Annotated in this window: 25 protein-coding genes and 1 pseudogene; 18 read left to right on the top strand and 8 right to left on the bottom strand. The window is 72.1% G+C overall.

Going from position 1 to position 23,753, the window contains the following annotated elements:
- Nucleotides 1–131 precede the first annotated feature (131 nt).
- From ACFPCV_RS21395 to ACFPCV_RS21410, 4 genes are all read left to right on the top strand, one after another.
- Nucleotides 132–1,205, top strand: a complete 1,074-nt coding sequence (locus tag ACFPCV_RS21395) for a LacI family DNA-binding transcriptional regulator (protein WP_378058030.1) — start codon at nt 132–134, stop codon at nt 1,203–1,205.
- Nucleotides 1,205–2,806: an FAD-dependent oxidoreductase gene (locus ACFPCV_RS21400; RefSeq protein WP_378058031.1), complete on the top strand. Its 1,602-nt coding sequence runs from the start codon at nt 1,205–1,207 to the stop codon at nt 2,804–2,806. Before ACFPCV_RS21395 ends, ACFPCV_RS21400 begins: the two co-directional genes overlap by 1 nt.
- A gap of 76 nt (nt 2,807–2,882) precedes the next feature.
- Complete coding sequence (locus tag ACFPCV_RS21405) at nt 2,883–3,791, top strand: ABC transporter permease (RefSeq protein WP_378058032.1); 909 nt, start codon at nt 2,883–2,885, stop codon at nt 3,789–3,791.
- Nucleotides 3,788–4,657, top strand: a complete 870-nt coding sequence (locus tag ACFPCV_RS21410) for a carbohydrate ABC transporter permease (protein ID WP_378058033.1) — start codon at nt 3,788–3,790, stop codon at nt 4,655–4,657. Before ACFPCV_RS21405 ends, ACFPCV_RS21410 begins: the two co-directional genes overlap by 4 nt.
- Nucleotides 4,658–4,889: 232 nt before the next feature.
- On the opposite strand, the gene ACFPCV_RS21415 is transcribed toward ACFPCV_RS21410, so the two are convergent.
- Genes ACFPCV_RS21415 through ACFPCV_RS21430 form a run of 4 tightly spaced genes read right to left on the bottom strand, consistent with a single transcriptional unit; the run spans nt 4,890 to nt 6,179 of the window.
- Nucleotides 4,890–5,321: a TetR-like C-terminal domain-containing protein gene (locus ACFPCV_RS21415; protein WP_378058094.1), complete on the bottom strand. Its 432-nt coding sequence runs from the start codon at nt 5,319–5,321 to the stop codon at nt 4,890–4,892.
- The gene (locus ACFPCV_RS21420) at nt 5,315–5,488 is read right to left on the bottom strand and encodes a TetR family transcriptional regulator (RefSeq protein ID WP_378058034.1); all 174 of its coding nucleotides are present in this window, start codon (nt 5,486–5,488) and stop codon (nt 5,315–5,317) included. The genes ACFPCV_RS21415 and ACFPCV_RS21420 overlap by 7 nt, the downstream gene beginning before the upstream one ends.
- Nucleotides 5,489–5,508: 20 nt before the next feature.
- Nucleotides 5,509–5,862 (bottom strand): ABA4-like family protein, encoded by a 354-nt coding sequence (locus ACFPCV_RS21425; protein ID WP_378058035.1) that lies wholly within the window; start codon nt 5,860–5,862, stop codon nt 5,509–5,511.
- Complete coding sequence (locus ACFPCV_RS21430) at nt 5,859–6,179, bottom strand: hypothetical protein (RefSeq protein ID WP_378058036.1); 321 nt, start codon at nt 6,177–6,179, stop codon at nt 5,859–5,861. Before ACFPCV_RS21430 ends, ACFPCV_RS21425 begins: the two co-directional genes overlap by 4 nt.
- Between ACFPCV_RS21430 and ACFPCV_RS21435 the strand changes: the two genes are divergently transcribed.
- A complete protein-coding gene (locus tag ACFPCV_RS21435) occupies nt 6,160–6,609 on the top strand; it encodes a Rossmann-fold NAD(P)-binding domain-containing protein (protein WP_378058037.1) in 450 nt (149 codons plus the stop codon). The genes ACFPCV_RS21430 and ACFPCV_RS21435 overlap by 20 nt on opposite strands.
- A gap of 117 nt (nt 6,610–6,726) precedes the next feature.
- On the opposite strand, the pseudogene ACFPCV_RS21440 reads toward ACFPCV_RS21435, so the two are convergent.
- A pseudogene (locus ACFPCV_RS21440) lies at nt 6,727–6,990 on the bottom strand (transposase); the annotation flags it as partial.
- A gap of 362 nt (nt 6,991–7,352) precedes the next feature.
- Between ACFPCV_RS21440 and ACFPCV_RS21445 the strand changes: the two are divergent.
- Genes ACFPCV_RS21445 through ACFPCV_RS21465 form a run of 5 tightly spaced genes read left to right on the top strand, consistent with a single transcriptional unit; the run spans nt 7,353 to nt 12,738 of the window.
- The gene (locus ACFPCV_RS21445; protein WP_378058038.1) at nt 7,353–8,345 is read left to right on the top strand and encodes a ParB N-terminal domain-containing protein; all 993 of its coding nucleotides are present in this window, start codon (nt 7,353–7,355) and stop codon (nt 8,343–8,345) included.
- A complete protein-coding gene (locus ACFPCV_RS21450) occupies nt 8,339–9,811 on the top strand; it encodes a class I adenylate-forming enzyme family protein (protein ID WP_378058039.1) in 1,473 nt (490 codons plus the stop codon). Before ACFPCV_RS21445 ends, ACFPCV_RS21450 begins: the two co-directional genes overlap by 7 nt.
- Nucleotides 9,808–12,183, top strand: a complete 2,376-nt coding sequence (locus ACFPCV_RS21455) for an acyl-CoA dehydrogenase family protein (RefSeq protein ID WP_378058040.1) — start codon at nt 9,808–9,810, stop codon at nt 12,181–12,183. Before ACFPCV_RS21450 ends, ACFPCV_RS21455 begins: the two co-directional genes overlap by 4 nt.
- A 35-nt stretch (nt 12,184–12,218) precedes the next feature.
- Nucleotides 12,219–12,500, top strand: a complete 282-nt coding sequence (locus ACFPCV_RS21460) for a phosphopantetheine-binding protein (protein ID WP_378058041.1) — start codon at nt 12,219–12,221, stop codon at nt 12,498–12,500.
- Nucleotides 12,493–12,738: an acyl carrier protein gene (locus ACFPCV_RS21465; protein WP_378058042.1), complete on the top strand. Its 246-nt coding sequence runs from the start codon at nt 12,493–12,495 to the stop codon at nt 12,736–12,738. Before ACFPCV_RS21460 ends, ACFPCV_RS21465 begins: the two co-directional genes overlap by 8 nt.
- Nucleotides 12,739–12,764: 26 nt before the next feature.
- Here the strand turns inward: ACFPCV_RS21465 and ACFPCV_RS21470 are convergent, their stop codons facing one another.
- The 3 genes from ACFPCV_RS21470 to ACFPCV_RS21480 are packed head-to-tail and all read right to left on the bottom strand — an operon-like array spanning nt 12,765 to nt 15,798.
- The gene (locus ACFPCV_RS21470; protein WP_378058043.1) at nt 12,765–13,382 is read right to left on the bottom strand and encodes a 2OG-Fe(II) oxygenase family protein; all 618 of its coding nucleotides are present in this window, start codon (nt 13,380–13,382) and stop codon (nt 12,765–12,767) included.
- A gap of 11 nt (nt 13,383–13,393) precedes the next feature.
- Nucleotides 13,394–14,419, bottom strand: coding sequence for a tRNA pseudouridine(13) synthase TruD (gene truD / locus ACFPCV_RS21475; RefSeq protein WP_378058044.1), 1,026 nt, complete (start codon nt 14,417–14,419; stop codon nt 13,394–13,396).
- The gene (locus ACFPCV_RS21480; RefSeq protein ID WP_378058045.1) at nt 14,416–15,798 is read right to left on the bottom strand and encodes a hypothetical protein; all 1,383 of its coding nucleotides are present in this window, start codon (nt 15,796–15,798) and stop codon (nt 14,416–14,418) included. The genes truD and ACFPCV_RS21480 overlap by 4 nt, the downstream gene beginning before the upstream one ends.
- Nucleotides 15,799–15,969: 171 nt before the next feature.
- On the opposite strand from ACFPCV_RS21480, the gene ACFPCV_RS21485 reads away from it, so the two are divergent.
- The 8 genes from ACFPCV_RS21485 to ACFPCV_RS21520 all read left to right on the top strand — a co-directional run bounded on the left by ACFPCV_RS21485 (nt 15,970) and on the right by ACFPCV_RS21520 (nt 23,745).
- Nucleotides 15,970–17,028 carry an aminotransferase class I/II-fold pyridoxal phosphate-dependent enzyme gene (locus ACFPCV_RS21485; RefSeq protein WP_378058046.1) on the top strand — a complete coding sequence of 353 codons (1,059 nt, stop codon included), beginning with the start codon at nt 15,970–15,972 and terminating at the stop codon, nt 17,026–17,028.
- Complete coding sequence (locus tag ACFPCV_RS21490; protein ID WP_378058047.1) at nt 17,025–18,275, top strand: ATP-grasp domain-containing protein; 1,251 nt, start codon at nt 17,025–17,027, stop codon at nt 18,273–18,275. The genes ACFPCV_RS21485 and ACFPCV_RS21490 overlap by 4 nt, the downstream gene beginning before the upstream one ends.
- A gap of 128 nt (nt 18,276–18,403) precedes the next feature.
- Nucleotides 18,404–18,613: a hypothetical protein gene (locus ACFPCV_RS21495; RefSeq protein ID WP_378058048.1), complete on the top strand. Its 210-nt coding sequence runs from the start codon at nt 18,404–18,406 to the stop codon at nt 18,611–18,613.
- Between the two features lie 10 nt (nt 18,614–18,623).
- Nucleotides 18,624–19,565: an aldo/keto reductase gene (locus ACFPCV_RS21500; protein ID WP_378058049.1), complete on the top strand. Its 942-nt coding sequence runs from the start codon at nt 18,624–18,626 to the stop codon at nt 19,563–19,565.
- A 32-nt stretch (nt 19,566–19,597) separates the two neighbouring features.
- Nucleotides 19,598–20,269: a 2OG-Fe(II) oxygenase gene (locus tag ACFPCV_RS21505; protein ID WP_378058050.1), complete on the top strand. Its 672-nt coding sequence runs from the start codon at nt 19,598–19,600 to the stop codon at nt 20,267–20,269.
- Entirely contained in the window at nt 20,262–22,151 is a 1,890-nt protein-coding gene (locus ACFPCV_RS21510) for a hypothetical protein (protein ID WP_378058051.1), read from the top strand. Before ACFPCV_RS21505 ends, ACFPCV_RS21510 begins: the two co-directional genes overlap by 8 nt.
- Nucleotides 22,148–23,023 carry an alpha/beta hydrolase family protein gene (locus ACFPCV_RS21515; protein ID WP_378058052.1) on the top strand — a complete coding sequence of 292 codons (876 nt, stop codon included), beginning with the start codon at nt 22,148–22,150 and terminating at the stop codon, nt 23,021–23,023. Before ACFPCV_RS21510 ends, ACFPCV_RS21515 begins: the two co-directional genes overlap by 4 nt.
- Nucleotides 23,020–23,745, top strand: coding sequence for an alpha/beta hydrolase (locus ACFPCV_RS21520; protein WP_378058054.1), 726 nt, complete (start codon nt 23,020–23,022; stop codon nt 23,743–23,745). The genes ACFPCV_RS21515 and ACFPCV_RS21520 overlap by 4 nt, the downstream gene beginning before the upstream one ends.
- The last annotated feature ends 8 nt before the right edge of the window (nt 23,746–23,753 follow it).

Consider the following 23,753-nt stretch of genomic DNA (forward strand, 5'->3'; position numbering starts at 1 on the left):
GATCGACCGAAATTCACTGTCAATACCCAGCAAAACAGCAGTCTGTGGTCCTACTGTTGACCCAGAGCCGTCGATCTGACTACTCTGCCGTCAACAGGTGATAATGCGCTATATCAATGGGGTGGACACGGATGAAGGCGCCGGAACGGCCGAAGAAGCGGCCGACTCAGGCTGACGTCGCGCGGCTGGCGAGCGTGTCGCCCGCGGTCGTCTCCGCGGTCGTCAACGGTCGGGGGGGCTCGAACGGGGTCCGGGTCAGTGACCGGACGGCCGCGCGCGTCGAGGAGGCGATCCGGCAGCTCGGGTACGTGCCGAACGTGGCCGCCAGGAGTCTGGCAGGTGGTCGCAACGGGATCATCGGCGTGTTCACCTACGAGGCGCTGTTCCCGATGCAGGCGATGAGCTATTACCACCCGTTCCTGGTGGGCGTCGAGGAAGCGGTCGAGGAACTCGACTGCCATCTGCTGCTGTTCACCGGTTCGCACACCGACGACCGGCGCCGCTCCATCTACAAGAACGGCACCAACTCGCTGCAGGTCGCCGACGGCGCTGTCCTCATCGGACAGTCGGAGGACCGCGACGAGTTGGCCGAGCTGGTCCGCGATGGGTATCCCGCCGTGTTCATCGGCCGCCGGGAGCTGCCAGGGGCGGAGGTGTCCTACGCCGCGGCCGATTACGCCACAGCTACCCGCCGGCTCATCGAGCGGATCAACGGACTGGGGCACCGCCGGATCGCACGGCTGCGCGGCGGGTCGAACCACGAGTCGATCCTCGACCGTGACGCTGGTTTCGCCGCGGCCAGTGAGCTGCTCGCCGACCGGGCCGACACGACGGAGGTGTTCGTCCCGCCGCGTGCCGAGTCCATCGCGGCGGTCGTGCCCGGCCTGGTCGAACAGGGCTACACCTGCATCGTCACGGACGACCGCGAACGGGCGGGCGACGTGTGCGCCGCCGCGACGGCGCTGGGGCTGTCGGTGCCGCAGGACCTCTCGGTCGCCGCGCTCAGTGAGTACGAGTACGTGGACAACACCGTAGAACGCTGGGACATCACCACCATCACGACGCCGGGCCGGGAGATGGGCGCCGCGGCGGTGCGGCTGCTGGCCGACCTCCTGGACAACCCAGGAGACCGCACGCCACGCCGGGTCGTCATCGACTGCGGCTTCCACCCCGGCGCCACCCTGACCGCACCACAAGGAGCCTGATGCACGAGCAGACCTGTGACATCCTCGTCGTCGGCGGCGGCCTCGGCGGTGTCGCCGCGGCGCTGGCCGCGCTGCGGCTGGGCCGCACCGTCGTCCTCACCGAGGAGACCGACTGGCTCGGTGGCCAGTTGACCTCGCAGGCAGTGCCACCCGACGAGCACCCCTGGATCGAGCAGTTCGGCGCCACCGCGACCTACCGGCGACTGCGCGACACCATTCGCGACTACTACCGCCGGGCGTACCCGCTGACCGACGAAGCCGCGGCGACGGTGAACCTCAACCCCGGCAAGGGGCACGTCAGCAGGATCTGCCACGAGCCACGGGTCGCCGTCGCGGCGATCGACGAGATGCTCGCCCCCTACCGATCCAGCAGGCAGCTGCGGATCCTGCTGCGGCACCGGCCCGTCGCCGCCGAGGTCGACGGCGACCGCGTCACCGCGGTGCGGCTGCTCGACACCGGCAGCGGCAACGAGGTGACGGTGTCCGCGCTGTACATCCTGGACGCCACCGAGATGGGGGAGCTGCTGGAGCTGGCCGGTGTCGAGCACGTCATCGGATCGGAGAGTCGCGACGACACCGGTGAGCCGCACGCCGTCGAGGGCCCGGCCCAGCCGCTGGACCAGCAGTCGTTCACGTTCTGCTACGCGCTCGACCACCGGCCCGGCGAGGACCACACCATCGACCGGCCTGCGATGTACGACTTCTGGCGGTCCTACGCGCCCGACTTCTGGCCCGCGCCGCTGCTCAGCTGGCGGCAGGTCGCCCCGGAGACACTCCAACCGTACACGAAGCGGATCTTCGAACCGGACGAGGACTTCGACCTGTGGCGGTTCCGCCGGATCCTGCACAAGCCGCACCTGACCGGGGAATACGCCGGCGGCGACATCACGCTGGTCAACTGGCAGCAGGTCGACTACTGGCTCGGGCCGCTCATCGGCGTCGACGACGCCGAACGGGACCGGCACCTCGAGGGCGCGCGCCAGCTCAGCCTGTCGTTCCTGTACTGGATGCAGACCGAGGCACCCAACCACCTGGGCGGCACCGGCCACCCCGGGCTGCGGCTGCGCCAGGACGTCACCGACACCGCCGACGGGCTCGCCAAGTACCCCTACATCCGCGAGGCCCGCCGCATCCGCGCCGAGTTCACCGTGTCGGAACTGCACGTCGGCGTGGAGGCCCGCGGTTCGCTCCTCGGCGCGGAGGAGTTCCGGGACAGCGTCGGGATCGGCAGCTACCGCATCGATCTGCACCCGTCGACCGGTGGGCCTGCCGGACCGCGCCAGTACGTGGACGTGCCGAGCTGGCCGTTCCAGATCCCGCTCGGCGCGCTGCTGCCGGTCCGGGTCGAGAACCTGTTGCCCGCAGGCAAGAACATCGGCACCACCCACATCTCCAACGGCTGCTACCGGCTGCACCCGGTCGAATGGAACATCGGCGAGGCCGTCGGCGCGCTCGCCGCGGTGTGCCTCGACACGGGCGCGGTGCCGCGCCAGGTGCGGGCCGACGCCGCCCGGCTCGAGTCCTACCAGGACACACTGACCGATCTCGGTGTCGAGCTCAGTTGGCCGGCCGAGGTCCGCACCCAGAAGAAGTACAACTGACCGGGAGCCCGAGATGGCTGTGCTGAGCAGACCGCGCGCGGTCGACCAGTCCCCGCCGCGGCCAACACCCCGAAGGGTGAGTCGCGGGCGGCGGCTGCGGCGGGATTGGCTGCTGCTCGCGTGCGCGGTGCCGGGGTTGGTGTGGCTGCTGGTGTTCCACTACGCGCCGCTGCTGGGCAACGTCATCGCGTTCAAGGACTACCAGCCCTACATCGGGATCGCCGACGCGCCGTGGGTGGGGTTCGACAACTTCTCGATCATCGTCAACGGTGATCCCGCGTTCCTCAACGCGCTGATCAACACGCTGGTCATCTCGCTCCTGCAGCTGCTGTTCGTGTTCCCCATCCCGATCGCGCTGGCGCTGCTGCTCAACTCGCTGGTCTCGGAGCGGGTGAAGCGGACGGTGCAGTCCATTCTGTACCTGCCGCACTTCCTGTCCTGGGTGATCATCGTGGCGATCTTCCAGCACATGCTGGGGAACACCGGACTGCTCAACGGCTTCCTCACCGAGCACGACCTCGGCAGCGTCAACATCATCGGGAACCCGGAACTGTTCAAGGAACTCGTGGTCGCGCAGGTGGTCTGGAAGGACACCGGCTGGGGCATGATCCTGTTCCTCGCCGCGATGTCCCGGATCGACCCGGCGCTGTACGAGGCGGCCGCGGTCGACGGCGCGTCCCGGCTGCGCCAGCTGTGGCACGTGACGCTCCCCGGCATCAAGTCCGTCGTCGCGCTGCTGCTGATCCTGCGGCTCGGCGACGTGCTGAGCGTCGGCTTCGAACAGATCCTGTTGCAGCAGAACGCGGTCGGGCCGACCGCCTCGGAGGTGCTCGACACCTACGTGTTCAACAACGCGGTCGGCGCCGGTTCATGGGGTGCGTCGGCCGCAGCCGGACTCGTCAAGGGCATCGTCGGCGTGGCGCTGGTCCTGGGCGCGAACAAGGTGGCGCACATGTTCGGTGAGCGGGGGGTGTACCAGCGATGATCACGGCGCTCAGCCCCGCCCGCCCGGCGACCAGGGCCGCCAAGGGCCTGGTCCTGACCGTGTGCTGCCTCGTGGTGATTCTCCCGTTCCTGGCGGTGATCTCCACCAGCCTCGCGGACGAGAGCCAGGTCGCCGCGGCAGGCGGGTACGTCCTGTGGCCGGAGCGCCCGAGCCTCTACGCCTACGAAGCCATCTTCGACGGTGGTGTCGTGACCCGGGCACTGCTGGTCTCCGTCGGCGTCACCGTCGTCGGCGCCGCCCTGTCCCTGGCGTGCACGGCGCTGCTGGCCTACGGGCTGTCCCGGCCGGGCAGCTTCGGCAGCAAACCGATCTTGATGGTCGTCCTGTTCAGCGTCCTGTTCTCGCCGGGCATCATCCCCATGTACCTGACCGTCAAGCAGCTCGGCCTGCTGGACAGCTACTGGGCGCTGATCCTGTCCGCGCTGATCAACGGGTTCAACGTGATCGTCATGCGCGCGTTCTTCCTCGAACTGCCGCAGGAACTGCTCGACGCGGCGAAGATCGACGGCGCCAGCGAGCTCACGATCCTCTTCCGGATCGTCCTGCCACTGTCCAAGGCGGTCGTCGCGGTGATCGGGCTGTTCTACGCCGTGGCGTACTGGAACAACTTCTTCTCCGCGCTGCTCTACATCACCGACAACGCCAAGTACCCGTTGTCGCTCGTCCTCCGCACCTACGTGGTCGACAACGCCACGATCGGCACCGGTGACGCGAGCCAGGTGCCGCCGCAGCAGTCGCTGCAGATGGCGATGCTCGTGGTCAGCATCCTGCCGATCCTGCTCGTGTATCCGTTCCTGCAGAAGCACTTCGCCAAGGGCATCATGATCGGCGCGGTCAAGGGATGACCGATCGCCGAACTGTGGCGGGCCGCGCTCGCCGCGCGGCCCGCCCCTGCGGCGGTTGAGCGGGTCGCCGCGTTGGCGAACCAGGTGTTCGGTGGCCGGATTCAGCGGGTTTGGGAGCTGGGGGATCCGGTTCTGCCTTCGAGATCTCCGGACCGCGAAGAACTGACACGGTCTGATCAGACGCGGACATCCTCAGCGGACTCGTTTGACTTATTAAGTGGAGTTGTCCGGTCTACGGCTTGGTGAGTGAGGTTGCCAGGGTGACGACTCGTTCTGTCAGGGCGGCGGGGTCGTCTGCGCGGAAGTCAAGTTGGCCGTCCAACCAGAGTGACGCCAGACCATGTACCAGGCTCCACAGTGTGATCGCCAGATCGTCGGCGTCGACCAACTTCGCGGTGCCCTCGGCGATGCAGTCGGTGACGGTGTCGGCCAGGACCGCGAACGCCTCGTTGGCCGCCTTCTCACCACTCGGGCTCTTGTGCGGCTGCGTGAGTTCCGGGCGGAACATGAGCCGGAAGTACGCCGGGTTGTCGTGGGCGAAGTGGACGTAAGTCGTCAGCAGGGCGTGCAGCGCCTCCGGCGGGGGGGGGGGGGGGGCGGCGCGGGCCGTGATGAGGGCGGCGGCCAGTCGGCGGAAACCCTCGTCGGACAGCGCGGTCAGCAGTGCCGCGCGGTCCGGGAAGTGGTGGTACGGCGCGCGGGGCTGACGCCCGCGGCGCGGGCCACCCGGCGCAGGCTCACCGCGCCGATGCCTTCCGCCTCGATCAGCTCCAGGGTCGCCGACAGCAAGGCCTCCCGCAGCGCGCCGTGGTGGTAGTTGGTCCTGGTCACGTCGTCGAGCGTAGTCACCGTCAGCGTTCGGCGCGGCTCCCGCGCCGCCGGACCTGGGCCGTCTGACCGGCCCGGCTGTCCAGGTACATCCACCGGCCGACGAACAGGTCCCAGGCGATGATCTGCGCCCAGAAGACGGTGACCGCCCGTGGGTCGGCCAGCAGTTGCTCGGTCGCGGCGAGGGTCGGCTGGGTCACCAGGCTCCACAGTGGGCCCAGCAGGGGCAGCGCGGCAATCGTCCACACCACGAGCGTGGGACCCACGATCCAGGGGGACGACATGATGCGCCGGGTCCACCGCCAGGTGGGAACGATGAGCATCAATGTCCAGAACGGCAGGGCTGCCCAGAAGGCGGCGGAGAACAGGACGCTCATGCGTTCACCTTCACGGGGTCGGCGGTGGGCGGGCGGGCCGGCGCGGACTGGGCGGTGGCGACCGTCGCAGCGGTGGCGGCCACGACGATCCCGAGCGCGCCGAGGGTCCAGGAGTCGGGGGCGGTGAGCGGTTGACCGCGGAAGGCCTGCCAGGTGGTAACCAGGAAGGGCCCCCCGTAGCCGAGGGCGGCCGCGGTGACGAGCCGGGTGCGCACCGGCGCCGGGCGCAGGCGGGGCCACCGGCGGACCGCGGCGGCGAGCCCCATCGCCAGGAGCGGCAGGAACTGCAGGGCGTGGATGCCGACGAAGTGCGGCACGCCGAAGATGGGGTTCTCCCTGGTGGACGTGCGGGACGTGGCGACCGCGCACCGACTCGCGATGGAGTCACCCGTCGCAACGGGCAACCGGTACGTCATAGCGGGCGAGTTCATGTGGATGCGCGACATCGCGGCCGTGCTGGCGGAAGAGTTCAACCCGCGCGGATATCGAGTGCCGACCAGGACTATGCCGACGTCGCTGCTGCGGGCGGTCGCGCTGTTCGACCCGTCGGTTCGCCAGGCACTGGACTTCGTGGGACGCATGGAGCTGGTCTCCGCGGACAAGGCCCGCAGAGAGCTGGGGTGGACCATGCGCCCGGTGCGCGACTCGATCGTCGCAACCGCCAACAGCCTGATCGAGCTGGGCGTGGTACCGAACCCGTCGACGAAAGAGACCCGGTCGGCGGACACGTCCTCACGACGGAGGTGAAGCCGTTCGCGGCCCACTGGCTATGACCGTCCCCTGTCGTCTCGGGTGCGGACAGGTACAGGGCGGCGGTGAGGGAAGCGCTCGGTGCGTCGCCAGAACCTGTGGCGACCACCGAACCGCCAACTTGTCATACCGCGTGGCCACAGCCCGGTTGCGTTTGAGCCGGTTGATCCCACACTCCACTGCGTGACGTTGCTTGTAGAACTCCGGGTCGAACGCTGGTGGCCGGCCACCAGCACGACTATTGGCCTGACGGTGCCCCACCTGGTCCTTCTTCTGCGGGATCGTGCACCGAATACCACGACGACGCAGATAGTCCCGGTTCGCGCGGGAACCGTAGGCCCTGTCCGCCAACACCCGATCCGGTCGGGTCCGAACCCTGAGCAGACCCGGGCTTGACATTGACCATACGGTTCGGCGCGGCTCAATTGGTGAGATCTCACCTAGATGCGTGTGATTTCACCAGAACTGGTGTCCGAGGGGGCTACCACACGCTTTGCTGTCTGCCCCTGGGGACGATGAGTACCCGTCGGTCGGGCCGTGAGGGGCGGGACCGCGAGTAGGACTACCAGTGTTCTGCTCCGCGGACCGAGAACCCGCGACAGCGGACGCACGCTGCGTGCGGGGCCCAGGACGCGGCCACACGTATGGTTCGCACGGCGTTGGCCTGAACGGATGAGGGCACTCGTCGTCGTGCGTGACGGTGCAATGGAACTGCAACCGTGGCGCTGAGCATGGGGTGCATGAGAGATCGCGTCGGCTCGGTCGGCGAGCACGGCCCCGTGGTGGAGGTGCCCGTGGCAGCCCTGCGGGAGGCGGACTCGCCGCGTTTGGGTGGTCTGGACCACGAACACTTCCAGGCCCTGGCCGAGCTCGATGTGGAGCTTCCCCCGATCCTGGTCCACCGCGCGACGATGCAGGTGATCGACGGGATGCACCGGCTGCGTGCGGCCGTGCGCAACGGCCGGGACCGCATCCACGTGGAGTTCTTCGACGGCACCGAGGCGGAGGCGTTCCTTGCCGCTGTCCGGGCCAACATCGCGCACGGGCTCCCGCTCACCACAGCGGACCGCCGGGCGGCGGCAAAGCGCATCATCACCTCCCACCCCCACCAGTCCGACCGCTCGATCGGGGCCACGGCGGGACTGGCCGCCAAGACCATCGCCGCCATCCGCCGCGAGCTCGGCGAGGACCGGACCACCGCGACGCGGGTCGGCAGGGACGGACGGGTGCGACCGCTGGACAGCACCGTGGGCCGCAGGCTCGCGGGCGAGGTCATCGCCGCCCAGCCGAACGCGTCGCTGCGCGAGATCGCGCGGGAGGCGGGTGTCTCGGTCGGCACGGCGCGTGACGTCCGCGAGCGCGTCCGCGCGGGCAAGGACCCCGTCCCGCCCCTGCGGCGGGCCGCCACCGAGGAGGACCGGCACGCGGCGACCCTGCGGCTGGCCGCCCCGGCGCCGCCGATCACGGACGTGACGAGCGTGCGGTCGATGCTGCACCGGCTGCGCCGCGACCCGTCGCTGCGGTACACGAACTCGGGCCGGTCCGTGCTGCAGTGGCTGGACTCCCACGTGGTCGAGCCGTCGGTGACCGACGACCTGTTCGACGACATCCCGCCGCACTCGGCGATCCTGGTCTGCAGGATCGCCCGCGAGTGCGCCGCGGAATGGCTGCGGCTCGCGGGCGACCTCGAGCGCAGGGAGTGCAACGACACCGCACAGGCCAGCTCGTGGTGAGGGATCCGCTGCTACTGCACGACTTCCTCGACCTCGCGGCGGAACGCACCCCCGGCCGGCCTGCCGTGCTCGGCCCCGGCGAGGTGTGGACCTACCGGGATCTGTGGGAGGCGAGCCACGCGTTCGCCCGGTGGCTGACCGGGCGCGGTGTCGGCCGCGGTGACCGGGTGGTGACGCTGCTCCCGAACCACGTCGTGATGGCGGCCGTCCTATTCGGTTCATCCCGCGCCGGCGCGGCGTTCACCCCGCTGGCGCACGAGATGAAACCGTTCCAGCTGCGCGGTGTGCTGGCCGCGGCCGACCCGGCTGTGGTGATCGCGCCCGGCGCGCTGCCGGACGGGCTCACCGCCACGCGCAGGACGGTCACGCTGGACGTGCTCCGCCGGGAACTCGAGCGGTCCGCCGCCAGTCCCGTGCCCGGTGCGGCCGAACCGGGGGACACCGCGCTGCTGCTGCACACCTCGGGCAGCACCGCGGTGCCGAAGGCCGTTATCTGTCCACACGAGAGGGTGGTCTTCGCGGCGCGGGCGGTCGCCACCCGGCTGGGCTACACCGGGGCCGACCGGATCTTCGTGCGGCTGCCGCTCTCCTTCGACTACGGCCTCTACCAGCTCCTGCTCGCCTGCCAGGCGTCGGCGTCGGTGTACCTGTGCGCCGACGGGACGGTGAACCTGGCCCGCGAGCTCCGCGACAGCGGCGCCACCGTGGTGCCGGTCGTGCCGTTGCTCGCCGACATGATCAACGACCTGGCCGACCGCAGACCGTTCCCGTCCCGGGTGCGGCTGTTCACCAACACCGGCGCCGCCCTCGGCCCGGCCGCGGCCGCCCAGCTCCGGCGCAACTTCCCCGGCGCGGCGGTGGTGCCGATGTTCGGGCTCACCGAGTGCAAACGCGTGTCGGTCGGCGAACCGGACGAGGACCTCGTCCGCCCCGGTTCCGTCGGGCGCGCGCTGCCGGGCACGAGCATCACGATCCACGACCAGCACGACGAGCCGCTGCCCGCCGGGCAGGTGGGCCAGATCGTCGTGCACGGCCCGCACGTGATGGCGGGCTACCGCGACGCGCCGGAGCTGAGCCGGCTCCGGTTCCGCGCGGACACCCTGTACACCGGCGACTTCGGCCGCCTCGACGAGCAGGGCAACCTCTACTTCCACGGCAGGCGCGACGACATTGTCAAGCGGCGCGGGGTCCGGCTCAGCACGGTCGAGGTCGAGGCCGCCGCCGAGGACGTGCCCGGGGTGCGCTCGGCCGTCGCCGTGTTCTCCGCGGACGACGAGAGCCTGTGCGTCGCGGTCACCGGCGACGTGACCCCCGACGAGGTGCACGCCGGGCTCGAGGCGCGGCTGGAGCCGGGCAAGCGGCCCGACCGCTGCGTCGTGCTGGACCGGATGCCGACGAACGGCACCGGCAAGACCGACCGCGCCGCCGTGGCGCAGACCATCGGCGCGCGGCGAGGAGACTCATGACCACCGACCGCGCACTCGTCGCCGGCTACGGCAGCCCGCTCTACCGCTACGACCTCGCCGAGGTCGCGGCCGCGGTGGCTGACCTCCGCGCGGCGCTGCCGTCCGGCGCGCTCCTCTACTACTCGCTGAAGGCCAACGCGAACCCCGACGTGCTTGTCGAGGTCCGCCGCCACGGCCTCCGCGCCGAGGTCAGCTCCACCGGCGAGCTCACGGCCGCGTTGCGTGCCGGGTTCGATCCCGGCCGGTGCCTCTACACCGGACCGGGCAAGACCACCGACGAGATCGCCGCCGCCCTCGCCGCCGGGGTGGGGTTGTTCTCCACCGAGTCGCTCGGCGACCTGGCCAGGATCGCGGCCACCGCCCGCGAGGCAGGCGTCGAGCCGGACTGCCTGCTGCGGATCAACGTGTCCGATGTGGCCGGTGGCGCGGGGGTGCGGATGTCCGGCGGGCCGTCCCAGTTCGGCTTCGACGCGGGCCGGGTCGAGAAGTGGGTGGCGGGAGCCGTGGCGACCCCTGGGGTCACCGTGTCCGGGCTGCACTTCTTCTCGGTGAGCAACGCGCGGGACGAGGAGGTCCTGCTCGGGGAGCTCCGGACGAGCCTCGCGACCGCGGCCCGGTTGCGGGCCGAACACGGCGTACCGCTGCAACTGCTCGACCTGGGTGGCGGCTTCGCCGCGCCCTACGCCACGCCGGGGGAGCGGAGCCGGTACGCGGCCCTGCGGGACGCGCTCACCGGTGCGCTCGACGAGCACCTGCCCGGCTACACAGGTGAGGTCGCGTTCGAGTCCGGCCGGTACGTCGTCGCCTGCGCCGGGCGGCTGGTGACCACCGTGACCGACGTGAAGGAGAACCACGGCACCCGGTACGCGGTGCTCGACTCCGGCGTCAACCACATCGGCGGCATGTCGGCACTGCGCCGGATGTTGCCGCTCACCGCTCGGCCGCTCACCGAGCACACCGACCGTCCCATGGAGACGGTGACGCTCGTGGGACCGCTGTGCGCGCCCAGCGACGTGCTCGCCCACGACGTGACCCTGCCCGCGCTGGCGCCCGGCGACCTCGTCGTCGTGCCGAACGTCGGCGCGTACGGGCTGTCCGCGAGCCTCCTCGGCTTCCTGGGGCGTGACCTGCCCGCCGAGGTGGCGGTGCGCGGGGACGCGGTGGTCGGCGCGTCCCGCCAGGCGCTGGTCCGGCGTCCGCTGCCCCGCCTGCGCACCCCGCGCGAGCTGGCCGAGGAGATCCTGCCGGTGGTGCGGGACGCGGCACGCGCGGCCGACGAGGCGGCGGAGTTGCCCGCCGCGAGCATGGCCGCGCTGCGCGGCAGCGGGCTGATGGGCCTGCTGGTGCCCACCGAGTTCGGCGGGCTCGGCGGCGACCTCACCGACCTCGTCGCGGTCTGCCAGGTCCTCGGCGGTGCGTGCACGTCCACCGCGCTCGTCTTCGCCATGCACTGCCAGCAGGTCGACGCGGTCGTCCGCTTCGGCACGCCGTCCCTGCGGGCCGGCCTCCTGCCCCGGGTCGCCGCGGGCGGGATGTACCTCGCGTCGATCACCTCGGAACGCGAGAAGGGCGGCCACCTGCTCACCAGTGCTGCGCCGCTGGACTGGCACGGCGACACCGCGACGTTCGTCCGGGACGCGCCCATCGTCACGGGCGCCACGCACGCGGACGGCTTCCTCGTCACCATGCGGGCCCGGCCGGACGCTGACCCGCGCGAGGTCACGCTGGTGTTCGTGGACCGGCGGGAGGCCGAGGTCGAGACGAAGGGCGAGTGGAACCCGCTCGGCATGCGCGGCACTCACAGCCTGCCGTTGCGCCTCACCGCGACCGTGCCCTCGGCCGACGTCGTCGGCGCGCCGGGTGCGTTCCGCGAGGTCGCGGTCGAGAGCTTCATGCCGCTCGCGCACATCGGCTGGGCCGCGGTGTGGCTGGGCACCGCGCGCCAGGCCCTGCACGAGCTGGTGTCCCGGCTGCGTTCCCCGAAACGTCCGTCCAGTGTGGACCTGTCGTCGGACCTGGTGGCCGAGCGGGTCGCCCGGATCCGGCACGACCTGGAGCTGGTGAGCGCCTACCTCGGCAGCGTCGTCGCGGAGGTCACCGACCATCGGGCGCGGGGCGCGAGCCTCGGCGCCCCGCACGTCCAGATCCACCTCAACACCCTCAAGGTGACCGCCGCCGAGCTGACCTACGCGGCGGTCGACCGCTGCGTGCAGCTCGGCGGGCTCGGGCTCGGCTACCTGCGGAACTCGCCGGTCCCGCTCGAACGGTACTTCCGCGACCTGCGTGCCGCGGCGCTGAACTACTCGAACGAACGCCTGCTCAAGGCGAACGGGGTGCTCGCGCTCGCGGACCGCGGGGCGCGGCTCGTCTGACACGGTCGGCGCACACGGAAACGGCAGGTAGGTTCATGAGTACGGCGAGCAACGAGTGGGCCGAGGAGTTCGAGCGGGTTCTGCGTCCGTTCCTGCCGTCGCTGGGGCAGCGGGCACCGCTGCCTGCCGACGCGGACCTGGCGGCGCTCGGGCTCGACTCGCTCCGGTCGATCCAGCTGCTGTTCGCCGTGGAGGACGCCTTCGGCGTGAGCCTCCCCGACGAGATGCTCGGCCCGGCGCTGTTCGCGACCCCGGAGACCTTGTGGACGGGGCTGCGCAAGGTGATCGGCCCGGCCGCCGGTGATGACCGTGGCTGAGCCGGTCCACGACCGCGTGCTGGAGATCGTCCGGCGCGTGCTCCGCCACGACGTCGACCCGGCACTGGACTTCTTCGACAACGGCGCGACCTCGCTCGCGCTCGTGCACATCGTGGAACTGGTTCGCGCCGAGTGCGGCGCGGACATCTGGCTCACCGACGCCTTCGACGCCGTCGACATCGCGTCGTTCGCCGATCACGCGGCGAAACACGCCGGTCCGGTCACCCGCGAGGGGTGACCGGACCGGCGTCCTGTCTCCTGTCCCTACCGCCAGAAGGTGACCGTCAGGGAGCGCCGCTTGGTGCCGGAGACGGCAGGCTTCTCCACGGCGTGCCACGAGCTGTCGGACCGTACGAGGATCGCGCTCGCGCCCAGGCGTGGGGGCAGCGCGGCGACCGCGGACGACGGGTCCGCGGTCGCCAGGACGAGCAGGCGGCCCGCGTCACCGTCACGCCAGGACTCGGTGAGGTAGAAGATCTGCGTGACGAGCTTGTCCTCCTTGTCCACGTGGGGGGCGAGCCAGTCGCCGGTGTCGTACTCCCACACGCTCAGGGTGCGGCGGGTGCCGGCGAGCGGCACGCCGGTCAGCTCGCTCATCGCATCGCGGTAAGCGGCTCCGCTCAGCGCGTCCACGAAGGACTGCCACACCTCGGTCGGCAGTGCCACGTCCCCCTCGTCGAGGGCGGCCGTGCCGAAGCGGTAGCACTTGTCCTGGTCTGTCTGTTCGCACCGGGTGAGGGCGAACCGGTCGAACGTCCGGGCGAGGCCCGGCGCGACACCGGCCGGCAGGGTCTCCGGGAGGTAGGCGTACGCCCACGGCGTCGTGGTCATGGTCGCCGCGCGCACCACGGCGGGCAGCTGGTCGTGCAGGGTCGCGAGCATCGGCGGATCCCTCAGCAGTAGGACAGCAACTGGCGGATGGCGGCGGTGGCGTAGCAGCCGGACGGCAGGAAGAACCTGAGCTCGACGCAGGACCTGCCGTCGTGCGCGTTGTCCTCCTCGACGGGGCCGACCGAGATCACGGTCTGCACGACGGAGGTCCGGTGGGACTCGGCCGGCACCGGTACCCCGTCGACGAACTCGTACCTGGTGTAGGGCAACGAGGTGGCCTCGGCGAGCACCCTGGTCGCGGCCGTGGGCGAGGTGGCGTACCGGTAGCCGATGCCGTCGACGGTCACCGTGGTGGTCTCCGCGCCGCAGACCTGCGCGACCCGCGCGCCGAGCAGCTCGTTCCACTGAACCGACGAGTGCGCGGCGAGGTAGAACGACGTGGTGCGCGGGTCCAGCGCGGTGAAGTAGCCGCGCGGGTCGTCCTGCCACGCCCGCGCGCCCGCGCTCTCCGGCGCGCGGAGACCGGCCAGCTCCCGCAGCGCGTCGGCCCACCGGCCGTCGAGGATCGCCGCGCCGACGTGGTGTGTGCGCTTCGGCCCGCCCGGCACACCGAACCGCTGGGTGTCGTAGTAGTTGAGGAAGAACGTGGTCAGCTTGCGCTCACCGGAGAGCCTCGCCGCGGCGTCCTCCGCGAGGTTGCGGACGACGACCCGGAAGCCGTTGCCCTCCAGCCTGCCGATCCGCAGCGGGTCGGCGCCGTACCCGTAGTGCCGCAGCTCCAGCCACCGGTCACCGTCGGCCGCGACGGTCCAGCCGCTGTCCCGGACGTCCTCGGGCAGCGAGTTCGCGGGCAGCGCCACGAGCTGCTCGGTGATCCCGTCCTCGTCCTTCAGGCCCCCGTAGGTGATCTCTGTGGACACCAGGCCGAGCCGGTCGGCGACGAGCCGGACCGCCTCCATCGTGGTGTAGCCGCACTTGCGCAGCAGCAGGTACTGGTGCTTGGCGGAGTCCTGGTCGGTGAGCCGCACCACCAGGTTCTCCCGCACGACGAAGTCGGCGGGCCGGTGCTTGACGACGGGCTCGGTCACGCGAGCACCTCCGAGGTCTCGGTCTCGATCACGGCGCCGAGCGCGCGGAGCGTGCCGGCGAAGTCGGGGTAGCCGCGGCGCAGGTGGTGGGTTCCGGTGACCACCGTGCGGCCGGGTACCTGCAGCGCGGCGAGCACCAGCGCCGCCGCGGCCCGCAGGTCGGGTGCGTGGACGGAGCGGTCCGGCACGGACGGTCTGCACGGCCCGTCGACGGTGATGGTGGTGCCGTGGCGGGACAGCCGAGCGCCGAGCGCCTCGAGCCCGGCGTGGTAGCCGAACCGCGTGGCCCACACCGTCTCGGTGATCGTCGAACGGCCGCGCGCGGCGGTCATCAGCAGGGCGAGGAACGGGTGGCTGTCGCTGAACACGCCTGGTGAGGTGATCACGACGTCCGTGGCGCGCAGGAACTGCGCGGGGTGCACGGTCAGTTCGTCCCCGGACCGGTCGAGTCCGACGCCGAGGTCGGCGAGCGCGGACAGCTCCGGGCGCAGCGCGGTCAGCGCGCGGCCGAGGTTGGCGCCACGCAGCCGCATGGGCGCGTCGGCCAGCAGCGCACCCGCGCAGATCCAGGTGACGACCTCGATCAGGTCGGCGACCAGCTCGTGGCGGACCGGGCGGTCGAGGGCATCCGGCCCGCGCCCGTGCACGACGAGCGAGCCCTGCGCGGTCGTGTCGATGTCGGCGCCGAAGTCCCGCAGCACCGCGACCAGGTCGGTCACGTCCGGCTTGGGGTAGGGGGAGTGCAGCACACTGGTGCCGTGCGCGACCGCGGCGGCGAGCACCGCCATCTTGCTCGCGCCCGAGTACAGCGGGCCGGTGCGGCGCGCGCGGTCGCTCGTGTAGTCGAGGAGGTCGATCTCGCAGCCGGTCAGCCGGTCGGCGCGCACCAGCAGGTGCTCGTCGGTGTGCGTGACGGTGGCGCCGAAGCGGCCCAGCACCGCCGCGTACTGCTCGACCGGGCGGCGACCGCCGGGGTCGTCGCCGATCCGGCACCCGCCACCGGTCGGCACCGCGGCCTGGCCGGACCGGGTGAGCAGCGCGGGGGCCAGGTAGACCGAGCCGTGGATGCCGTGGTCGGAGACGGTGCCGCCGGTCATGCCGTCGGCGTCGATGGTCAGCGTGCCCGCCACGTAGTCGGCGGTGCCGCCGAGGTCGGTGATCAACCCGGCGAGCGCGCCGGTCTCGGCGACCGCGGGGCAGTTGGTGATGACGGCAGGCGCCCGGGCCGCGCAGGCCGCCGCCAGCACGGTCACGAGCGAGTGCTTGAACCCGCCGGTCTGCGTGTCGCCCGCCAGCCGCCGCCCGCCGGTCACCACCAGCGAGTCTGCGGCCAGCGGCGTCGACCCCGCGGCAGAACGGAACACGTCGTGCGTGGGCATGAACGGATACCTCAAGTTTTGTGGGGGTTTCGAGAAACGCGCGAAGAATGCGCTCGTGATCGGACGCTACACGCCGGAAATGGGGAAGGCAACGGTGCCGCGCTCCGGTGGAGACAAACGAATCCGGTGACCTATTCTCCGGCTCAACGCAAACATTTGTGAGGGTGCGACGTGAAACGGAGAACGGCCGATTCCCGGCTCAACCTGAGCAGCAACGAGCTGCACCACCCCTGGATCGAGCCGCTGCTCGCGGCCGCGGTGGCGCTGCTCGACCCGGCCACGCTGGCGCGCTACCCGGTGACCGCGGGCCACATCGCCACGCTATCCGGGCACTTCGGCCTGCCCGAGGACGGGATGATGCTCACCCCCGGGTCGGACTCTGCCATCCGGCTCGTCATCGCCCACCACGCGGCGCGGCCCGACGCCGGTGAGCTGCTGCTGCAGTACCCGAACTACCCGGCCTGGGAGCACGCCGCCGCCCAGCGCGGCATCACCGTGCGCCGGATCGGCGGCGACGCGGCGGTGCAGGCGGACCGGCTGTGCGCCGCGGCGCGCGGCTGCCGGAACGCGCTCATCGCGGTCAGCGTGCCCAACGGCCCGTGCGGCTGGTCGCTGCCGGGTGACCGCATCGACGAACTCGCGGCGATCGCCGCCGACCAGGACCACCTGCTCGTGGTGGACAGCTGTTACCAGGCCTTCGCCGGGGACCTGACCGCGCAGCTGCGCAGAGCAGGGGGACCGGTGCTGGTGGTGCAGTCGCTGTCCAAGTCGCACGGGCTCGCCGGTGCGCGGATCGGGCTCCTCACCGGTGAACCCGCGCTGGTCGCCGAGCTGGCCCGCGGACAGCTCGAGCAGACCGTGTCCGGCCCCACCGTGGGGATCGCCGTCGCGCTGCTGGCCCACACCGCGCGGCTGCGGGAGATCTGGGCCGACATCGCAGGGGTCCGCGACCGGACGGCGGCGGCGCTCGCGGACACCGGGTTCACCACCCTGCCCTCCGACGGCAACTTCCTCGCTGTCGATGTCGGGTCCCCGGTGCTCGCCCGCGCGCTGGTCGACGGCATGTCCCGGCGCGGCTACCGGCTCCGCGACCTCTCCGACGTCGGGGGGCTCGCGGGCCACGTCCGGTTCACCATCTGCGACGCCGCCACCACCGCGGCCGCGCTCGCCGCGCTGCGGTCGGTGCTGGCCGCACCCGTCGCGGCGCGTTCCCTGGAGGCCCTGCCATGACGTTCCTGGTGCTCAACCGCCGCCCGATCCTCGACCGGATCCCGGACTGGCTCGACGACCTCGGTCACGACCTCGTGCTGGTCACGGCCCGCTCGGTGGCGCCGGACCGGGTGCTCGAGGAGGTGGCGGGCCGCTACCGCGAGGTGGTGGTGATCGACGACTACGACCACTCCGACGTCGAGCGGCTCGCGTTGTCGCTCGCGCAGCGGCACCGCGTCGAACGGGTGCTCACCACGGCCGAGATCGACGTGCTGCGGGCGGCCCGGATCCGGGAGCGGCTCGGCCTTCCCGGGCAGGGTGTCGAGAGCGCCACCGCCTACCGGGACAAGTTCGTCATGAAGACGATCGCCGCGCGGGCCGGCATCCCGGTGGCGCGGATGCGCCCGGTCCGGTCGGCCGCCGACCTGCGGGCCCTCGCCGAGGAAGGCGGGTTCCCCATCGTGGTGAAGCCGCTCGCGGGCGCCGGCTCGGTCGGGGTGCGGGTGGTGCCCGACCACCCGGCGCTGGACCGGCTCGTCGCCGAGCTGGGCGAGATCGTCCCGGGCCGGCTGCTGGCCGAGACCTGGGTTTCCGGTGAGGTGCTGGTCGTGGACGGGCTAATGGCGGGCGGGAAGCTCCTGCAGTGCTGGCCGATCCGACTGCGGTACCCGAACCTCGCGGCGGCCACGGACGGCAAGCCGAACACCGGCTGGATGCTGCGGCGCGGTGACGAGCTGGGGGAGCGGCTGCTCGCGTTCGTCTCCGAGGTGGTCGCCGCGTTGCCCGCACCCGAGGAGGTGACCGGGGTGCACGCGGAGGTGTTCCACACCGCGGACGGGCGCCTCGTGCTCGACGAGATCGCCAGCAGGCCCGGCGGCACCGGGCACACCCCGACCTTCGAGCGGGCGTTCGGCGTCAACCTGTACGGCGCGTCGTTGCGCGGCCAGGCCGGGTGGTACGACGCGGACGAGCTGGCGCGGCAGCCCCGCGCACTCGTCGGGTTCGCGTTCTTCATGCGCCGCCACGGCAGGCTCGTCGAGGTGCCAGCTGCCTGCCCGCTGCCCGGCGTGGTCGACTTCACGAGCACCGCGCGGGCAGGCGCCGAATACGCCGCGCCGAGGTCGATCACCGACTTCCTCGCCCGGATCCTCGTCGAGGCACCGCACGGCACCGACCTCGACGGCCCCGTGTCCGAGGTGGCGGAGTGGTGGGGTTCGGCCTGCCGGTGGGCGCCGCCAGATGTGCAACCGGGGAATGTCAGCGGTTGAACACCGGTGAAACCGGCGGCGGTTGTCACCCGGCGCGCGCGCGGCTATGGTCCCAACCATTGTTTCCTTCTCCCGCCGGAACAGATCAGTGGCGGTCGAGAAATCACTCGATTTTCGAGGGAGAAATCGTGTCCCACGGGGATGTGAATGTACTGCTGGACAATTTGTCCACGGATGCGGCTCTGCAGCGGGAATGGGAGCTGAACCCGGCAGCGGTCCTCAGCCGCTATTCCCTCACCGACACGCAGCGGCAGGCACTGCTCGACGGCGACGTCGATGCGCTGTTCGCCGAGGGGCTGGCCGAACGCCACGTGCAGCAGATGCGCGTGAGCTGGTGACCGGGAGCGCGTGAGACCTGTGCAGACCACGACCCTCGGTGCCACAGGGCTGCGCGTGTCGCGCGTGGCCCTGGGCTGCGCGCGGCTCGGCACGCTGGTGCGCGGACCGGACGCGGTCGACCTCGTCAAGACCGCGTACGACGTCGGGATCACGTTCTTCGACACCGCGGACGTCTACGGCGACGGCGACAGCGAGCGGCTGCTCGGCACGGCGCTGGAAGGGGTGCGGGACATGTGCGTCGTGGCGACGAAGTTCCGGCACGCGCGCGCCCACCCCGGTGCGAGCAGGCGCAGCATCCGCCTGGCGCTGGAGGGCAGCCTCACCCGGCTGCGGACCGACCACGTGGACCTCTACCAGGTGCACGCGCCCGACCCCACGACCCCGGTGGAGGAGACGGTCGGCGCGCTCCAGGACCTGGTGGCTGCGGGGAAAGTCCTCTACTACGGGCTGTGCAACGTGGCCCCGTGGGAGGTCGTCGACGCGCAGCGGGTGGCGTGGGCCGCGCACCGGGCACCGCTCGCCAGCGTGCAGACACAGCTCAACCTCGTCGACGCGCGCGCCTTCGAGGAGCTGCGCCGGGTGAGCGACCTGTTCGGCGTCGGCCTGCTGGCGGCGTCCCCGCTGGCGAGGGGGCTGCTCGCCGGGCGCTACGACCGGGACCGGCCACCGCCACCCGGTCACCCGCTCGTCACGGCCAAGGGCGCTGGCTTCTGGACCGCGAAGGGGCAGGCGGTGGCCGACCGGGTCCGCACGCTCGCCGCCGACCGCGGTGTGCCGCCCGCCCACGTGGCCCTGGCGGCACTGCTCACCCACCCGCAGGTGTCGGCGGTGCTGGTCGGCGCGTCCGATGCCGACCAGGTGCGCGCCAACAGCGATCTCCCGCCGGACCTGCTCGACGAGGCGGACGTCCGGTACCTGACCGGGCTGTCCGAGGACCTGACGCACCACTGACGCGAACCGCCTGACTTCGGAGGGACACGGCGATGAGCAGTACCACCACCAAAGCCATCAACCTGGACGCGCTCGGCTCGGCCGAGATGCGGACCGCGCCCTTTCCGTGGGCGTACTACACCGACGCCATGCGTGACCCGGACGGGCTGATCGCCTCGTTCCCTACCGAGGGGTTCGAGTTCCACTCGCAGCGGCGGGTGCTGGAGACCCTCGGCAAGCGCGACACCGACGCCTGGTACCAGCACAACGTGGCCACCAAGGCGTTGCTCGAGCTCGGCGCGGACAAGCCGCACGACGCCGCGAACCTGGACGACCGGTGGCTCGCGGTCGCCGACGACCTGCTCTCCGCGGAGTACCGGGAGTGCCTGTCCGACCTGACCGGGCACGACGTGCGGCGGCTGCGGATGCAGGCGCACTTCTGGCGGTTCGGCGAGGGCGCCTGGTTCACCCCGCACGTCGACAAGCCGCACAAGATCGTCACGCACCTGATGTACCTGACGGACAACTGGACGGCGGAGATGGGCGGCTGCTTCCGGGTGCTCCGGTCGGACGACCCGGCCGACGTGCACACCGAGATCCCGCCGGTGCCGAACAACGCGATCGTGTTGCGCCGCACCGACAACGCGTGGCACTCGGTGTCCGCCATCCCCCGCGGCCACGACCGCTCCCGGCGGCTGCTCCAGGTGTGGTTCTGGGATGACTGACCAGACCGTGGTGGCCGTCCCGATCCGCTGGGTCGGGGCGCTCGACGGGGCGCCGTTCGCCGGGGACGGTCCGATCCCGGTCCAGCGCCCCGCTGCCGCATCCCGTGCCGCCGAGTGGGAGCGGGTGCTCAGCGGGTGGTTCGACCCGCACAGCGGGCCCGTGCCCGCGGACCGTGTGGTGATCTGCTGGGAGACCAGGGCACTGGCCGCCGCCACCGTGTACGGCGACCGGTGCGCGGGCGAGCTGACCGTGTGCGCGGACCTCGACGACGTCCTCGCGGCCATCGCGGCGCGCCCGGGCAGGGCGGCCGTGGTCGTCGCGTTCTCCGACCGGCTGACCGTCGCGGCGCTGGTCCGGATCGACGCCGCCGCCGAGGCTGCGGGCTGCCCGCTCGGGTTCCTGTACGGTCGCGACACCGCCGGGTTGTCGTTCGCGGTTGCCAAGGCACTGCTGCGGCCCGCAGTTGGCCTGTCCGGTGTGGACAGCTACGACGCGCCTGCGCACCGGGCGGAGGACAACGCGCGGGGACTGCCCGCCGACGTCGCGGGTGGATTGCGGCGGCCGGCGCTCGTCAAGGTCATCCGCAGCCACGGGGAGGGCGGGCACGCGAAGCTCGGCGACACCGTGGTCTGCGGGCTGCTCGACGCGGCCGAGTTCCCCGGCGCCACCGACGAGGGCTGCAGCAGGGAAGCGCGCTCGTGCAAGCGCGCGGCGCCGCGCAACGCCACGGTGGTCTTCGGCGGCGAGGTCGCCGCGCCGATCGTGTTCTTCCTGTGCTGCAACGGGTTCAACGTGGCGGGCGAGCTGTTCCCGTCACCCGTCTCGCTGGCGGTGGCGCTCGCCGAGGGTTCGGCGGGCGCGGTGATCGCCCCCGTGCGTCCCCTGGTGGCGCCCGACGACCTCGTCGCCGCGCTGCACCGCATGATCGCCGAGGGCGGCCCGCTCGGCGTGGTCGTGCGGCGGCTCAACGAGCTGAGCGCCCGCCTCGACCAGCCCAACGCCTTCGTGCTGCACGGCGACCCGTGCCTGACGCTGCCCACCGGCGCGGCCGGGCCCGCGGCGCCCCCGGTCGCCGAGGAGTCACTGGACCCGGTGCGGGACTGGCTCGTCCGGCTGATGCGGCACGCGACCCGCGGCCGCCGCGTGCTGCGCTCGGCACGTGCCTGGCTCGGTGGCCGCGGCGCCGACCTGCTCGACCCGCTGGCGGCGGAGCTCGACCGCGCCGAGCACCTCGCCGTCAACGCGATGAAGTGGGCGGAGGGCGCGCCGGGCGGCGAGTCCCGCGCACGCCTGCTGCGGACCACGACCCTGCTCCGCGCGGCGGTCGCCAAGTGGGACCGGGCCGCGGGCCGCATGCTGCTGCTGGTCCGAGACTCGCTCGACGCCTACGACCTCGGCCACTACGACCAGCTCCTGGCGGGCATCGAGCCGGGGGAGCCGTGCGCGCGGTGCGGGACACCGACCGAGCGGCACCGGTTCGGCCGAGGCGAGGAGGCCGACCAGGCGCGGGTGGGCGTGCTGTGCCTGGTGTGCGGGCCCGTCCGGGAGCACCGGGTGGACGGCCCCGCCGTAGCCGTGACCGCGGAGCGCGCCGGGCACCGGCTGCTGCTGCGCGCCGGGCTGACCGTTCCGCCCTCGGCGCGGCCGCTGCTGCACGGTGTGCAGCTGTACTTGCGGTTCTTCGACAAGGCGCTGGACCGGTGCGTGCACGAGGAGGCCAGGACAGTGCCCGCCGAGGACCAGGTCGTGGAGTTCGCGGTCGAGCTGCCCGACCGGCTGAGCGCCGACCTGCACAGCGTGCGGCTGGTCGCGACGACGGGGTTCGACATCGCCTACGCCCGTGCCCGCTTCGCCCACCTCCCCGAGGGGGCGGCCCGATGACGACCGCGACCACCGAGCTGCACCTGGACGGCACCGTCGAACAGCCCGTGTTCCTCGGCGAACCCGGCTCGGCCCGCTTCGCCTGCGTGCACCGGCCCGGGGGCGCGGCCCGCGGGCTGGTGGTGCTGTGCTCGTCCATCGGCGCCGAGTGGAAGTACAACTACCGCCGCGAGGTGCTGCTGGCGCGGATGCTCGCCGCCTCCGGCATCGCCGCGGTCCGGTTCCACTACCTCGGCACCGGCAACAGCGACGACGACCCGGAGGGCGGCGCCCTCGACTTCCCGCGCATGGTCCACGACGCCCGGTTGGCCTGCCGGTGGGCCGCCGGGGCGGTCGGGATCGGGCCGACCGCCTACTTCGGGGCGAAGGTCGGTGCGTTCGTCGCGGCCGAGGCGGGGAGCGGGCTGCCGCTCGTCGTGTGGGGCGCCCCAGCCACCGGCGCCGCCTACTTCCGCGAGCTGTTCCGGGTCGCCCAGGTCAGTTTGCTGGCCGCGGGTGGCACGGGTGCGGGCCCGCGCGGGGACCTCGCCGCGGGCCGGTCCGCGGACGTCGCCGGGTACACCCTGCCCGCGGCGCTGTACGAGTCGGTGCGCGGGCTGTCCTTCGCCGACGGGCTGGGCGCGCCGCCACGGCCGGTGCGCCTCGTCGACTTCGCCGCCGACGCCGCGGGCCGCCGCGGGCTCGCCACCCAGGCCGCCGAACTGGCCGCCGCCGGGTTCGACGCGTCGAGCGCCTGTTTCGACGGCGACAGTTCGTGGTGGCTCGACCACGCGGGCTGGGCGGCCGAAGAAGGCCGCGGGGCGGTGCGCGACCTGCTCGCCGACACCGCCTCCTGGCTCGTCGCCGCGGCCGCCCCGGTGGGGACGCGATGAGCGCGCCGGTGCGGGCCGACCGCGAGCGGCCGCTGTACCTCGCCGCCGGACCGGACCGGGTGTTCGGCGTGCACACCACGCCACCCGGCGAAGCGAGTGGCGTGGGCGTGCTCATGCTCTCCGGCGGCGTGTACGTCCTGTCGACCAACAGGAACCGGCTGTTCGTGCGGCTCGCACGGCAGCTCGCCGGGGAGGGCCACCACGCGCTGCGGATCGACTACCGCGGCGTCGGCGAGAGCACCGGCGTGATCGGCGGGTACGCACTCGACGACCCCAACCCCCTCGACGTGCGTGCCGCGCTGGACCACCTCACGGCCGCCGGGGCGCGGCGGCTCGTCGCGGTCGGTTCCTGCTACGGCGCGCGGGCGGCGATGCACGTCGCCGCCGACGAGCCCGCGCTGGCCGCCATGGTGCTGTTCGCGCCACCGGTCGGAGACGCGGGCCGCGGCGAGGCACCCACCCCCGACCTGGTCGGCGACCTGTTCGTCGACCGGCTGCGCACACTCGCCGCCCGGCGCGTCCCGACGCTGCTCGTGTACGGCGAGGACGACAACTACCACCGGGACTTCCAGGCCGCGAGCGGTGTGCTCGGCGAGCTGTTCGCCCCCGGTTCGTCGCTGGTGGTCGCCACGCTGCCGGGCAAGGCGCACGGCCTGCAACGGGTGTCCACACAGGACGCCCTGCTGGACATGACCGTCCGTTTCCTGTCCACGTCGGTCTGATGCGGAAG

The sequence above is a fragment of the Actinophytocola glycyrrhizae genome, from assembly GCF_042653545.1.
Classification (GTDB): domain Bacteria; phylum Actinomycetota; class Actinomycetes; order Mycobacteriales; family Pseudonocardiaceae; genus Actinophytocola; species Actinophytocola glycyrrhizae.